This window comes from Nocardia sp. NPDC005978 (assembly GCF_040614455.1).
GTDB lineage: Bacteria > Actinomycetota > Actinomycetes > Mycobacteriales > Mycobacteriaceae > Nocardia.
Map to the genome: position 1 here is coordinate 12,611 of NZ_JBEXUS010000048.1, position 13,452 is coordinate 26,062.

General features: G+C 67.5%; 13 protein-coding genes. 8 read left to right on the forward strand and 5 right to left on the reverse strand.

All coding sequences use genetic code 11. From position 1 onward, the window contains the following. Nucleotides 1-248 precede the first annotated feature (248 nt). From ABZ319_RS22000 to ugpC, 5 genes are all read left to right on the forward strand, one after another. Nucleotides 249-1,124, forward strand: coding sequence for an Ig-like domain-containing protein (locus ABZ319_RS22000; protein ID WP_354988360.1), 876 nt, complete (start codon nt 249-251; stop codon nt 1,122-1,124). A gap of 410 nt (nt 1,125-1,534) precedes the next feature. Then, nucleotides 1,535-2,443 carry a sugar ABC transporter permease gene (locus tag ABZ319_RS22005; RefSeq protein ID WP_354988361.1) on the forward strand — a complete coding sequence of 303 codons (909 nt, stop codon included), beginning with the start codon at nt 1,535-1,537 and terminating at the stop codon, nt 2,441-2,443. Nucleotides 2,444-2,532: 89 nt separating this feature from the next. Beyond that, nucleotides 2,533-3,324: a carbohydrate ABC transporter permease gene (locus ABZ319_RS22010; protein ID WP_354988362.1), complete on the forward strand. Its 792-nt coding sequence runs from the start codon at nt 2,533-2,535 to the stop codon at nt 3,322-3,324. Next, complete coding sequence (locus ABZ319_RS22015; protein WP_354988324.1) at nt 3,324-4,688, forward strand: ABC transporter substrate-binding protein; 1,365 nt, start codon at nt 3,324-3,326, stop codon at nt 4,686-4,688. Before ABZ319_RS22010 ends, ABZ319_RS22015 begins: the two co-directional genes overlap by 1 nt. A gap of 37 nt (nt 4,689-4,725) precedes the next feature. Next, nucleotides 4,726-5,811 (forward strand): sn-glycerol-3-phosphate ABC transporter ATP-binding protein UgpC, encoded by a 1,086-nt coding sequence (ugpC, locus tag ABZ319_RS22020; RefSeq protein ID WP_354988325.1) that lies wholly within the window; start codon nt 4,726-4,728, stop codon nt 5,809-5,811. A 145-nt stretch (nt 5,812-5,956) separates the two neighbouring features. On the opposite strand, the gene ABZ319_RS22025 is transcribed toward ugpC, so the two are convergent. The 3 genes from ABZ319_RS22025 to ABZ319_RS22035 are packed head-to-tail and all read right to left on the reverse strand — an operon-like array spanning nt 5,957 to nt 9,279. After that, entirely contained in the window at nt 5,957-7,939 is a 1,983-nt protein-coding gene (locus tag ABZ319_RS22025) for a M13-type metalloendopeptidase (RefSeq protein WP_354988326.1), read from the reverse strand. Nucleotides 7,940-7,997: 58 nt separating this feature from the next. Further along, nucleotides 7,998-8,396: a DUF397 domain-containing protein gene (locus ABZ319_RS22030; protein ID WP_354988327.1), complete on the reverse strand. Its 399-nt coding sequence runs from the start codon at nt 8,394-8,396 to the stop codon at nt 7,998-8,000. A gap of 31 nt (nt 8,397-8,427) precedes the next feature. Continuing rightward, the gene (locus tag ABZ319_RS22035; RefSeq protein ID WP_354988328.1) at nt 8,428-9,279 is read right to left on the reverse strand and encodes a Scr1 family TA system antitoxin-like transcriptional regulator; all 852 of its coding nucleotides are present in this window, start codon (nt 9,277-9,279) and stop codon (nt 8,428-8,430) included. A gap of 89 nt (nt 9,280-9,368) precedes the next feature. Between ABZ319_RS22035 and ABZ319_RS22040 the strand changes: the two genes are divergently transcribed. Next, the gene (locus ABZ319_RS22040) at nt 9,369-9,842 is read left to right on the forward strand and encodes a hypothetical protein (RefSeq protein WP_354988329.1); all 474 of its coding nucleotides are present in this window, start codon (nt 9,369-9,371) and stop codon (nt 9,840-9,842) included. A 10-nt stretch (nt 9,843-9,852) separates the two neighbouring features. Here the strand turns inward: ABZ319_RS22040 and ABZ319_RS22045 are convergent, their stop codons facing one another. Both ABZ319_RS22045 and ABZ319_RS22050 read right to left on the reverse strand, forming a co-directional pair. Next, nucleotides 9,853-10,362 carry a DUF4190 domain-containing protein gene (locus tag ABZ319_RS22045; RefSeq protein WP_354988330.1) on the reverse strand — a complete coding sequence of 170 codons (510 nt, stop codon included), beginning with the start codon at nt 10,360-10,362 and terminating at the stop codon, nt 9,853-9,855. A gap of 111 nt (nt 10,363-10,473) precedes the next feature. Continuing rightward, entirely contained in the window at nt 10,474-11,253 is a 780-nt protein-coding gene (locus ABZ319_RS22050; RefSeq protein ID WP_354988331.1) for a pirin family protein, read from the reverse strand. Nucleotides 11,254-11,511: 258 nt separating this feature from the next. Between ABZ319_RS22050 and ABZ319_RS22055 the strand changes: the two genes are divergently transcribed. After that, nucleotides 11,512-11,982 carry an NUDIX domain-containing protein gene (locus ABZ319_RS22055; protein WP_354988332.1) on the forward strand — a complete coding sequence of 157 codons (471 nt, stop codon included), beginning with the start codon at nt 11,512-11,514 and terminating at the stop codon, nt 11,980-11,982. A 47-nt stretch (nt 11,983-12,029) separates the two neighbouring features. Next, nucleotides 12,030-13,397, forward strand: a complete 1,368-nt coding sequence (locus ABZ319_RS22060) for an MFS transporter (RefSeq protein ID WP_354988363.1) — start codon at nt 12,030-12,032, stop codon at nt 13,395-13,397. Nucleotides 13,398-13,452: the final 55 nt, after the last annotated feature.

Here is a 13,452-nt window from a genome sequence, read left to right on the forward strand (position 1 = left end):
TCGTATGAATAACTCGCGCAACTCAATTGGCAGGCCGCGCGGCGGCATGTAGGAATGGATGGTCAGACACGACTGATTTCGTCAGTTGGAGCAACGCGCCGCGTACACCCCAGCGGGTTGCTCCCCAACCGCCGCCACGCGTTTCTCAACGGTCATCCACGGCTACCGGGCACGAGCCCGCCGTGCGCACACGATCCCGGAGAGGCGGCAACGGAAGGATCATCGCTGTGCGCGTTACCCGGTTCGGAATGCTCTCCCTCGCCACCGTCGCGGCGGCCGGGGCCGTAGCGGCGGCGCCCGCCCAGGCGGCTCCGCTCTGGCCGGGCGGCCCCGAGGTCCCGGGCGTGCCCTCGGCCGTGATGCCGCAGCCCGTCCCGGGCGATCTGCCCACCGCGCCGGGCGCGAGCTCCCCGCTGCCGCCCGCGGACTTCACCGCCCCGAACATCAGCCCCGGTGACGGTGAGGTGGTCGGCGTCGCGCAGCCGATCATCATCAACTTCAAGGAGCCGGTCGGTGACCGCGCGGCCGCCGAGAAGGCGATCCGCATCACCTCCACCAACAAGGTCGACGGCCACTTCTACTGGCGCAGCGACAGCCAGGTCCGCTGGCGGCCGGAGAACTTCTGGCCGGCCGGGTCCAAGGTCACCGTGAAGGCGGGCGGCACCGAGACCGCGTACGAGATCGGCGACGAGTTCATCGCCACCGCCGACGACGCGACCCACCAGATCGTGGTCACCCGCAACGGCGAGGTCGTGCGCACCATGCCCACCTCCATGGGCAAGAAGGGGCACGAGACCCCCAACGGCACGTACATCGTCAGCGAGAAGAACCGCAAGATGATCATGGACTCCTCGACCTACGGCGTCCCGATCACCGCCCCCGAGGGCTACAAGCTCGAGGTCGAGTACGCGACCCGCATGTCCAACAGCGGCATCTTCGTCCACGCCGCCCCGTGGTCGGTGGCGCAGCAGGGCGTCTCCAACGCCTCGCACGGCTGCCTGAACGTGAGCACCGAGGACGCGAAGTGGTTCCAGGAGAACGTGAAGAAGGGTGATCCGGTGCTGGTGCAGAACACCGCCGGCGGCACCCTGAGCACCAGCGACGGCTGGGGCGACTGGAACTAGGAGGTTCCGGTACGCGGCAAGACATCTCGAATGCCCCGCCCTGTATGGGCGGGGCATTCGGCATCAATGGGGGAGTGCGGGAGGCGTGCCCCGCGCATGCGGCGCCCATGAGCACGGACGAAATTCGAGCGCGGCGCCGCCGGAGCCACGGCGCCGACCACCCGCGGACCGGCTGCCGACGGTCCCATGCCTGCGGCCGGGTAGCGCTCCGAGTCAGGTGTTATCCGTTTCCGGCATGAAAGGGACTGGGCGGCCGTACTATTCGTCCCATGTCCGCGCCACCCGCGGGTGCTGCTGATGAACGGTCGGTGGCGCCTGCGCGCCGACTATTCAACCGACCAGCATCTAGACGTAACCGGCTATTCGCTCGCAACCGTCACGCTGCGCGGGTGCGATCCGAGACCGAGAGAGTGCTGCCGCGGCCGCGGTCCCGTGGGCTGCGGGGGCGGCCCTGGACGGACTACGCGCTGTTCCTGGTGCTGGTCGGACCCAACCTGATTCTGCTGTCGCTCTTCGTGTATCGGCCGCTGCTCGACAACATCCGGCTGTCGTTCTTCGACTGGAACATCTCCGACACCACCGCGACCTTCGTGGGTGTCGACAACTATGTCGAGTGGTGGGGGCGCGACGATTCATGGCAAATCGTCGGCAATACAGTGATTTTTACGCTCGCGGCGGTCGTCGGCAGTATGGTGCTGGGGTTGGCGCTGGCCCTGCTGCTGGACCGGAAGCTGTTCGGGCGCAATGTGGTCCGATCCGCTGTCTTCGCGCCGTTCGTCATCTCCGGCGCTGCCATCGGCGTCGCCTTCCAGTTCATCTTCGATCCCGGATTCGGCCTGGTGCAGGACGTACTGCACCGGCTGGGCGTGGAGAAGGTGCCGGACTTCTACCAGAATCCGCGCTGGGCGCTGTTCATGATCACCCTCACCTACGTGTGGAAGAACCTCGGCTACGCCTTCGTCATCTATCTGGCCGCGCTGCAGGGCGTGCGCGCGGATCTCATGGAGGCCGCGGAGATCGACGGGGCGAGCCGGTGGACCACCTTCACCCGGGTGCTGCTGCCGCAGCTGCGCCCGACCACCTTCTTCCTCTCGATCACGGTGCTGCTCAACTCGCTCCAGGTCTTCGACATCATCAACGTCATGACGCGGGGCGGGCCGCTGGGCACCGGCACCACCACCATGGTCTTCCAGGTCTATCGCGAATCGTTCGTCAACTTCCGGGCCGGCTACGGCGCGACGGTGGCCACCATCATGTTCCTGGTGCTGCTCACGGTGACGCTGATCCAGGTGCGGGTCATGGATCGGGGTGAGCGATGACCACGGCGACACCGGGTCCCGCGACGCTGAGAACGGCGCTGAACAAGCTCGACAACACCCGCTGGGCAACGATTTTCGGCTACGCCGCCATGGTGTGCGTGCTGATCATCGTGGGCGTGCCGCTGCTGTGGATCCTGCTCACCTCGTTCAAGGAACGCGGCGACATCTACACCCAGCCCGCGGTGTACTGGCCGCGCAGCTGGCACGCGGAGAACTACGGGGAAGCGACCACGGTACTGCCGTTCTGGACCTTCCTGCGCAATTCGATCGTCATCACCCTGGCCATCTCGACGGTCAAGTTCGTGCTCGGCGTGCTGAGCGCGTACGGCCTGGTGTTCCTGCGGTTCCCGGGCAAGACGGTGCTGTTCCTGGTGATCATCGCCGCGCTCATGGTGCCCAACCAGATCACCGTCATCTCGAACTACGCGCTCATCGCGCAAATGGGCTGGCGCAACACCTTTCAGGGCATCATCGTCCCGCTGTGCGGAGTCGCGTTCGGAACCTTCCTGATGCGCAACCACTTCCTGTCGCTGCCGCACGAGGTCATCGAGGCCGCGCGCATGGACGGCGCGGGCTGGTGGCGGCTGCTGACCCGGGTGGTGCTGCCCATGTCCGGGCCGACCATGGTGGCGTTCGCGGTGGTCACGCTGGTGAACGAATGGAACGAGTACCTGTGGCCGTTCCTGATGGCCGACGACGCGCGGGTCGCCACCCTGCCGGTCGGGCTGACCCTCCTGCAGAACACCGAGAACCCCAGCGTCACCGATTGGGGACCGGTCATGGCCGGGACCGTGCTGACGATGCTGCCGATTCTGGTGGTCTTCCTGGCGCTGCAGCGCCACATGATCAAGGGCCTCACCTCCGGTGCGGTCAAGGGCTGATGCCGAGCGAACGCAAGTCCCCGAAGGAGATTCCCGTGTCCGATTCACGTTTTCCCGCCCTGTCGCGGCGGGGATTCCTGGGCCTGGCCGGCGCGGCCGGGGCCGGGCTCGCGCTGACCGCCTGCGCCGGGACCGGTGGCGGCGGCAAACAGGACGGCGACGCCAACACCATTACCTTCTGGTCCAATCACCCCGGCACCTCCAAGGACCTCGAGGCCGAGCTCATCACGCGCTTCCAGGCGAAATACCCGGACCTGAAGGTCGAGCTCATCGACGCGGGCAAGAACTACGAGGAGGTGTCGCAGAAGTTCAACGCGGCGCTCTCGGGCGGCGAGCTGCCGGATGTGGTTGTGCTGTCCGATGTCTGGTGGTTCAACTACGCGCTGAACGGCACCATCGAACCGCTGGACGGCCACTTCGCCTCGGCCGGGGTGAACGCCGCGGACTACGTGGATTCGCTGCTCACCGACTACAAATTCAACGGCAAGCACTACGCGCTGCCCTACGCGCGTTCCACCCAGGTCTTCTACTACAACAAAGACGCCTGGTCCAAGGCCGGGCTGCCGGACCGCGGCCCGGAGTCCTGGGCCGAGTTCGACGAGTGGGGCCCCAAGCTCCAATCCACGCTCACCGGTGAGAAATTCGCGCACGGCTGGGGTGATGCCAAGGCGTACCTGGCCTGGACCTTCCAGGGTCCGATGTGGACCTTCGGCGGCGGCTACTCCGACGAGTGGAAGCTGAAGTTCAACGACCCGAAGTCGATCGCGGCCGGAAACTTCCTGCGCGACATGATCAATGTGAAGAAGTACGCGAGCGTGCGCCCGCAGATCGCGGTCGAGTTCGGCAACGGGCTGATCGCCTCCACCATCGCCTCCACCGGCGATCTGAAGAGCATCAAGCAGAACGCGGCGGGCAAACTGGAGTTCGGCACCGCGTTCCTGCCGCACCCGAACGGCGCGGGGGCGACCACCGGCGGTGCGGGACTGGCGATTCCGTCGCGCATCTCGGACAAGCGCAAGGAGAACGCGCTCAAGTTCATCGAGTTCATCACCAATCCGGCCAACACCGCGTACTTCTCGCAGGGCACCGGGTACATGCCGGTCCGCAAGTCCGCGCTGCAGGATCCCAGCGAACTGGACTTCCTCGCGAAGAACCCGAACTCCAAGACCGCGATCGACCAGCTGGCGCTCACCAGATCCCAGGACTACGCCCGCGTCTTCATTCCCGGCGCGGACCAGATCATCGGCACCGGCCTGGAGCAGATCGGCCTCCAGAACCGGGACGCGGCAGCCGCTTTCGGCGATATCACCACTCAATTGCAGAACATTCTCGACCGGCAGATCACCCCCAAGCTGCCGAAGTAGCGTGCTGCCCCAGTAACCGGCCAGGAGAGGCATCCGCATGGCGACCGTTCAATTCGAGGGCGCGACCCTCGCCTACCCGGGTGCACCGGACCCGGCCGTGGCCGACCTGAACCTGGACATCGCCGACGGCGAGTTCCTGGTGCTGGTCGGCCCGTCCGGGTGCGGGAAATCCACCAGCCTGCGGATGCTGGCGGGTCTGGAAGCGGTGAGTTCGGGTCGCATCCGGATCGGCGGTCAGGATGTGACCGGACTGCCGCCGCGCGCCCGGGACGTGGCCATGGTGTTCCAGAGCTACGCGCTCTATCCGAACATGACGGTGGCGCAGAACATGGGCTTCGCGCTGCGCAACGCCGGAATGAACAAGAGCGACACCATGGTTCGCGTCCGCGAAGCGGCCGCCATGCTGGAACTGGAAGACCTGCTGGACCGCAAGCCCGCCAAGCTGTCGGGCGGCCAGCGCCAGCGGGTGGCCATGGGCCGCGCGATCGTGCGCCGCCCGCAGGTCTTCTGCATGGACGAGCCGCTCTCCAACCTGGACGCGAAACTCCGGGTCAGCACCCGATCTCAGATCGCCGCGCTGCAGAAACGCCTGGGCACGACCACGGTCTACGTCACCCACGACCAGGTCGAGGCCATGACCATGGGCCACCGGGTGGCGGTGCTGCGCGACGGGCGGCTGCAACAGATCGCGGCCCCGCGCGAGCTGTACGACGACCCGGTGAACACCTTCGTGGCCGGATTCATCGGGTCACCCGGCATGAATCTGCTGACCGCCCCGGTGCGGGACGGTGCGGCGCTGCTGTCGGAGCTGCGAATCCCGCTCCCGCGCACCGTCACCGGCGAACGCGTGGTGGTCGGCATCCGCCCCGAGTCCTGGGAGGTGACCACCGACCCGGCCGGCGCGCTGCCGGTGGAGGTCGAGCTCCTCGAGGAACTCGGAGCGGAGTCGTTCCTGTACTCCCACGGCGTGACCGGCGACTGGTCCAGCCGCTCGGGCCGCGTCGTCGCCCGCGTGGACCGCCGCTTCTCGGTGGCCCTGGGCGACCGCCTGTATCTGCGCCCCAAGCTCGAGGAGATCTTCTACTTCGACGCCGCCACCGAGGAACGGATTCGAGTCGAGTAGCGCGCCGCGCGTGGGATTCGGCGCGGTTCACGCTCGGGCGGGGTGCGCGGAATCCATTCGGCAGCACGCGGAGGTGGGTGAGACACCGGCAGCGCAGGACAGCGGCCCGTACCCCGGCAGGGGTACGGGCCGCGTATGTCGTTGCCTACCAGATTTTTACGCGCTGCTCCGGATCCAGGTACAGGGCATCGCCCGGCTTCACGTCGAAGGCGGTGTGGAAGGTGTCCAGGTTGCGGACCACGCCGTTGCAGCGGAACTCCGGCGGGGAGTGGGGGTCCACGGCGAGGCGGCGGATCGCCTCCTCGGGTCGGGCCTTGGTGCGCCAGACCTGCGCCCAGCCGAAGAAGACGCGCTGGAGGCCGGTGAGACCGTCCAGGACGGGGGAGTCGCCGTTCTCGACCGAGATCTCGTAGGCCGACAGGGCGATCGACAGGCCGCCCAGGTCGCCGATGTTCTCGCCGATCGTGAACTCGCCGTTGACCTTGTGATCGTCGGACAGGTCCTTGGGGGAGAACTCGTCGTACTGATCGATCAGCGCCTTCGTGCGCTTGCCGAACTCGGTGCGATCGGACTCGGTCCACCAGTCGACCATGTTGCCGTCGCCGTCGTACTTCGAACCCTGATCGTCGAACCCGTGGCCGATCTCGTGGCCGATGACCGCGCCGATCCCGCCGTAGTTGGCGGCGTCGTCGGCGTTCATGTCGAAGAACGGCGGCTGCAGGATCGCGGCGGGGAACACGATCTCGTTCATGCCGGGGTTGTAGTAGGCGTTCACCGTCTGCGGGGTCATGAACCATTCGCCGCGGTCCACCGCGCCGCCGAGCTTGTCCAGATCCCGATCGTGTTCGGCCGCGTAGCCGTTGCGGTAGTTGCCGACCAGGTCGGCGGGGTCGACGACGATGGCTTCGTAGTCGCGCCACTCGTCCGGGTAGCCGATCTTGGGCGTGAACTTCTCCAGCTTGGCCAGCGCGGCCGTGCGGGTATCGGGGCTCATCCACTCCAGGTCGACGATGTTGCGGCGGTACGCCTCCTGCAGATTCTCCACCAGTTCCACCATGCGGGCCTTGGCGGCGGGCGGGAAGTGCTGGGCCACATACAGTTTGCCGACGGCCTCGCCGAGCAGGTCCTGCACCAGCGAGACGCCGCGCTTCCAGCGCTCGCGATTCTCCGGCGCGCCGGTGAGGGTGCGGCCGTAGAAGTCGTAGCTCGCCTCGACCAGGTCGTCGGTCAGGTACGGGGCGCGCGCCTTGACCACGCGCCAGGCCGCCCACGCCTTCCAGTCGTCGAGCGATTCCGAGGCCCACAGTTCGGCGAAGACGCGCACGAAATCGGGCTGGCGCACCACCAGTTCGGCGAACAGTTCGGCGCCCGAGCGCTCGACGCCCGCGGCCAGCGCCGAAGTCCAGGCCGCCCAGTCGAACTCGGGATGGCCGGCGACCAGGGCGTCGAACGTGGTGAGGTTGTAGCTCTTCTCGGCGTCGCGCCGGCGCACCACGTCCCAGTGCCCGGCCGCGAGCTTCGCCTCCAGCGCGTACACGCGCTCGGGGTCGTGGTCGATGCCCGCGAGCTCGAAGACCCGGGCGATGTGGGCGCGGTACTTGTCGCGGATCTCCGCGTACTCGTCCTTGTGGTAGTACGACTCGTCGGGCAGCCCGATCCCGGACTGCGTGGCGTGCACCAGGTAGCGGCTGGAGTTCTTGTCGTCGGTGTCGACGTAGAAGGCCAGCGCCCCGCCCACGCCGGTGCGCTGCAGGCGGCCGATCAGCGCCGCGAACTCGCCGCGGTCGGCGACCGCGGCGACCTCGGCCAATTCCCCGGCGATCGGGCTCAGCCCGGCCGCGGCGATGGCAGCCTCGTCCATGAAGCTGGTGTAGAGGTCACCGATCTTGCGCTGTTCGCTCCCGGGCGCGGCGCCGGAGGCCGCGGCGTCCTGGATGATCCGCTGCACGTCCAGCTCGGCCTGGTCGTAGAGCTTGCGGAACGCGCCGTCCACCGCCCGATCCGACGGTATGTCGTAATTGTCCAGCCATTCGCCGTTGACGTGCGCGAACAGGTCGTCCTGCACCCGTACTCCCGCATCGCGGAACGACAGGTCGAGACCGGAGGGATTGTTCAGCTGCGAAGTCACGATCCCCAGTATGCCGATTTCCGCCCGGGGGAGCCCGGCGGATCGTCCGGTGTTCGCGCTACGCGGATTCGGGCACGCGATCGAATTCGCCGTCGCGGGCGCCGGCCAGGAACGCCTCCCACTCGCCAGGGGTATAGACGAGCCCGGTATCACCGTGCCGGAGCGCGGTGTGGCCGCCGGCGGCGGGCCGGGCGATGAGGGTTCGGGCGGCCGCCCGGTCCGAAGCCGGCGCGCTCGCGCCGCGCAGACCGTCGAGAAAGCGCATCCATTCGGCGGCGGACACGGTGATGATCGGCTCGTCCGCCGGGCATCGCGCCGGATCACGCCGGAACTTGCTGTCCCGGATGAACACCGCGCCGCCGTCGAAACGGACCTCGACACATTGATTCCCATTGTTGGTGCGGGACGATGTGAACCATCCGGTGGATTCCGGAAGGTATTTCGCGGTGCTGTCCATGAGGGACATTTTACCGTCTCGCATCTGTCTCCTACCCTTGCGAATAAGTTGTGATCAACTCCAAAGACTCTGCACGACTGAGTGATTGGTCAAGTGCACGCACGAATGCAAAACCCAGATCGCGAATCTGATCCGAATCGTCCACGGCGCCACCGAAAACCGAGCTCTCGGCCCAGCCGAACGTGGGTAGCGACTCCGAAGCGAAATCCAGCAGATGGAAACTGGAGCCGCCGAGAATTCCGCCGCGGGTGGCCGCGAACGGAATGACCCGCACCGTCACCGAATCCAGCTCCGCCAGCAGGCGCGCCAGATGTTCGAGCTGACCGCGCAGCACCTTGGTACCCCCGATCTGCTGCAGCAGCGCCGCCTCGCCGACCACCGCCGTCACCTCCAGCGGCGTCTCGTCCCGCAGCCGCTCCTGACGCCGCATGCGCACGGCCACAAGCTGTTCCACCTGCACCGGGCGGATCATGACGTCGGCACTGATCAGGGCTCGGGTGTATTCCTCGGTCTGCAGCAGGCCCGGGATCACCAGGCTGTCGTAGCTGCGAATGCTGTCCGCGCCGAACTCCATGCCGTAATAGCGTTGCAGCTCCGGCCCGATGAGCGCGGAGGACTTCGCCCACCAGCCGCGCTCCTTGCTCTGCGCGAGCAACGCCAGCAGTTCGCCGCGCTCCTCGCCGTCCACCTCCAGCAGGGCGAGCACCGGTTCGATGGTGCTGGCGGTGAGCACCCGTCTGCCCTTCTCCACATGCGACCAGTTCGCCGGGGTGAACCCGGTCCGTTTGGCGAACGTCGCCGAATCGAAGCCGCGCTGCTCGCGCAGCTCCCGTAATCGCAGGACCAACTCCCACCGGGCGACGGTGGGCGAGACGGGTGCCATGTGAGCCGATGCTACCCCCGGAACTCACCGGCGTGTGACTATTGTCATACCGATTGCGGCAGAATAGGGTCGGTAGCAGGAGGTTCGCCATGAGCGCGCTGGACCCGTCCTCGTACACCGACACCCAGGAAGCGCTGGCCCGCTGCCGCCGCTACCGGAAAGAGCACGGACTCTACGGCATCGTGGACTCCGCGCTCGGCCGCATCATGCTGGAAATCGGCGCCGTCGGCGCCGTCACCATGCCCGCCGACCTCGGCGCACGCGTTCGCGACCACCTCCGGAAACGCGCGCGCTGCGGACCGATCATCGGGCATCCGCGGGCCGGGCGCTGGACGTTCCTCACCGGGCCGACCGACGACTCGTACCTCGACATGGTCCTGTTCTCGGACCTTTTCAGCGAGTGCGCGGCGGTGGCGCTGCCCGGTAGCCACATCGTGCTGCCGTCACCGACGGACGAGCACACCGGCTACCGGGTCTGGATCTGCCCACCGGACGGGGACTTTCGGCCCGAACTCGCGGAAGTGGTGAACGCGACCCGCGCGTGCAAGCCCGTTCAGCACTAGCGACCCCGCGTCAGGGCGTCGGCGTGGGTTCCAGCGTGATGCTGAACCTGTCCTCGATCCGATCCTTGTAATCCCGTTCGCACTGATCGAGTTTGGTCTGATCGCCGCCCGCGTTGCTGATGCAGTCCAGGAAGTCGCCGCCGCCGCTGTCCTCGAAGAACTTGTAGCCGACGACGCCGATGACGGCCGAGGCGATCAGGCCCAGCAGGCCGAGAATCAGGCCGGTGACGGCCATTCCGAAACCGCCGGCCCGGCCCTTGCGGGCCTTCACCATCGCGATCACGCCGAAGGCGATGGCCAGGATGCCGCCGAAGATGCCGCCGACGATCGTCCAGCAGAACAGCACCGCGATGATGCCGAAGACCAGGGCGGCGATGGCCAGGCCCTTGCCCTTGGGCGATTCCTGCCAGTACTGGCCGCCGGGCGGCGGGTAGTTCCCGGGCGGGGGCGCGGGGTACTGACCCGGATACTGCCCACCCTGCGGGTTGTATTCGCTGGGCGGTGGGGGCGGGTACGACATGGGGGGACGTCCTTCCGTGGGTGGTGCTCCCGGTATCGCGGACGTACGAGCCGACCGTTAACGCGCCCGATTCGTCCCTTTTGGTGCGATCATCACGAATCGCTATTGATGCTATTGCCCGCCCAGGCGCGCGTGCATCTCCCACACCAGAATTTCCGACGGCAGGTTCGCGGTGACCCGCTGCCCGCCGCTGCGCACCATGCGCACCGCGTCGCCCGCGTACAGGGTGCCGACGCCCTCCAGCTCCACCTCGCCGCGTGCGAGGAAAAGATGCAGGTAGGGCGCCTCCGGTAGTCGAACCTCGGAACCCTCACCGAAACCGGGCATCCGAGCCACGTGCATCGCCGAATGACTACTGCCGATCGCGATGGCCGTGCGATCGCGATACCGCGGCAAACCCGAGGCCACCGTCACCAGACCACCGCCCGCCAACTCGGCGTCCACCTCGAGCTGCTGATAGCCCGGGGTCGTGCCGGGCTCGTCGGGCACCACCCACATCTGCACGAAATGCACCGGCTCCTCGTGCTCGGGAGCCGTGCTCGCCCGCCAGGAATCGTTCTTCTCCGAATGCAGGATGCCCGAACCCGCCGACATCCGCTGCGCCAGACCCGGATAGATGACCCCGTTGTGACCCAGCGAATCCTGATGCACCAGGCTGCCACTCAAAACCCAGGTGACGATCTCCATATCCCGATGCGGATGGGTTTCGAATCCCTCCCCGGGCAGGACGATGTCCTCATTGTTGACCAGCAACAGTCCATGATGCGTGTTGTCGGGATCGTAATGTTCCCCGAAGGAGAACGAATGCTTCGAATCCAGCCAGGCGACACGGGTTTTCATGCGGTCACCGGCACGATGGACGTTGATGTGTGGTGTCGTGAGCGTGGACACCGCCGTACTCCTCTCACCGGCGTACACCGATCAGAATCCAGGGTAGGGGCACATTCGGCGACCCAACCTGAATTCCCGGTAAATTCTAGCGTGCGGACAGCAACACCCCGCACGCCCCAGACCAGGCACTTCACTCTCGGACACCGATTCGGGCAAATACCCGGCGATTCGGCGCCGTCGCGAGTACCCCGCCAGCGGGGTTCGGTCGGCGACCGTATCATGATGTGCCGCAAGTGAAACCGGAGGGAGAGCAAGGGGATGCGACCCGACGTATTAGCGGGCATCGAACGCGAACTCCGGCAGCAGGCCAGTAGCGAGGGGATCAACCACTTCGTGGTGGGCGTCGCGGTATTCCGCGGCGGAAAACTCCTGGTCGTAAGGCGTGTCGCCGACGACTGGCATGGGGGTAAGTATGAACTTCCGGGCGGTGGCGTGGAACCCGGCGAAAGCTTCGCCGAATGCGTCGAACGCGAACTCTTCGAAGAAACGGGACTCCGAATCCTGCGTATCACCGAAGTACTCGGCGGATTCGACTACGCGACCCGCACCAAATCGCGGGTACGCAAATACAGCTTCGTCGTGGAGGCCGACGCGGGCGACGTACTGCTCTCGCCCGGCGAACACGATGAATTCCAGTGGATCGACGCCGACAGTCTCGACAATCTCCCCATGGCCGAGGACATGCGCGCCGCGGTATTCGCTCTGGTGACCACGCACCCCGCCCGGTGAGCGCACCGGACACCCGCCCCGCCTGCGAACCGGCGGGGCGCACCCGGCTGTCCCGATTCCGGGCCGCGGCGAGCGACGCCCGCACCGGACTCCGCGAGAATCCGGGCACGCTCCGGCTCAGCATCGTCCGGCTCACCGGGCAATTCGGCGACGGCATGTTCCAGGCCGCGCTCTCGGGCGCCATCCTGTTCAATCCCGAACGCGAGACGGATCCGCTCGCCATCGCGGCCGGATTCGCGGCGCTGCTGCTGCCGTACTCGGTCATCGGGCCGTTCGCGGGCGCACTGCTCGACCGATGGGATCGGCGCCGGGTCCTGCTGGTGGCGAACGTGCTGCGCGGAGCGCTCATCGCGCTCACCGCGGCCGGACTGCTGGCCGGCGCGCCCTCGCCGCCGCTGCTGGTGCTGGCGCTGGCCGTCATCGGCACCTCCCGCTTCATCGGGGCGGGGGTCTCGGCCGCGCTGCCGCGGGTGCTGGACAAACACTGGCTGGTGCCGATGAACTCGGTGCTGGTCACCATTTCCTCGGCGTGCGCGTTCCTCGGCGCCGGAATCGGATTCGGGATCATCGGGGTGATCGGGGCGGGCGACACCGCCTCGGCGATCGCGGTGGCGGTGAGCGCCTCGGGGTCGGTGCTGGGCGGGCTGGCCGCCGCCGGGTTCCGGCCGCACGTGCTCGGACCGGACCGCGTGGGCGGCGCGCCACCCGACAGCGACCACGCTGACCTGGACCCGGCCCGCGGCGCGCCGCGCTCGGACGCCCGGAGTTCGGTGCGCGCCATCGCCGCCGGGTTGCGGCGCGGCGCGGGCGCGGCCTGGCATTCGCGCGAGGTCACCACCGCCCTGCTCGGCATCGGCGCGCACCGCATGGCGCTCGGCATGAACGCCCTGCTGGTCGTGCTCGTGCTGCGGCGCGGGAACTGGAACGAGGACGCCGCCTACCTGGCGCGATTCAGCGCGGCCATCACCGCCACCGGGGCGGGAATGCTGGTCGCGGCGCTCGTCGCGCCCTGGGTGATTCCACGCTGGGGGAAATCGCGAACGGTGGTGGCGGCCCTGGGTTTCGCCATCGTCGTCCAGCTCGCGCTCCTCACGCCGATCACCCTGGCCACCGGCGCGGGGGAGCGGCGCGCCGAAACGTGTTTCCTGGCGGGGCTGTTCCTGCTCGGCATCGCGGGGCAGACCATCAAGCTCACCGGCGACGCCGCCATGCAGATGGATATCGACGATCTGCACCGCGGGCAGGTGTTCGCGCTGCAGGACACCATCTTCAACATGAGTTACGTCGGGGCGCTGGCGCTCACCGCGGTGTGGATTCCCATCGACGGGCGCGCGCCCGCCGCGGTGCTCATCGCGGCGGGGATCTACGCGCTGGGCATCGCCGCCATCGCGCTGAACTCGCGCCGCACGCCCTGAAACTTGCGCCGGTCGGCCCGCGTGTTCGCCGGGCGGCCGCGCCGGGAGTTCATCG